Genomic DNA, 255 nt, shown 5'->3' with positions numbered 1-255 from the left:
GGATGGCCCACTGTTCGAGGGTGTTGGCGACCATGTCGACCTGCTTGGAATGGCGGCGGGCGGCTTCGGAGCCTTCGTCGTAGTCGATGTCGGCGGGGTCGACGATGACCTCGATGTTCGGGGAGTGATCGAGTTCGCGCAGTTCCAGGGGGGTGAACTTGGCTTGGGCGGGGCCGCGGCGGCCGAACACGTGCACCTCGAGGGCCTTGTTGGCCTTCAATCCCTCGTAGACGTTCGGTGGGATCTCCGTGGGCA

1 pseudogene is annotated in these 255 nt (G+C 65.1%); it reads right to left on the bottom strand.

The features are described from left to right. Positions 1–255 (bottom strand): annotated as a pseudogene (locus IU449_RS29935) (pyridine nucleotide-disulfide oxidoreductase); the annotation flags it as partial.

Origin of the sequence: Nocardia higoensis (assembly GCF_015477835.1) — a bacterium.
Classification (GTDB): Bacteria; Actinomycetota; Actinomycetes; order Mycobacteriales; family Mycobacteriaceae; genus Nocardia; species Nocardia higoensis_A.
Note: the sequence above shows the minus strand (reverse complement) of the source record. Positions and strands in the feature narration are given on the sequence as shown.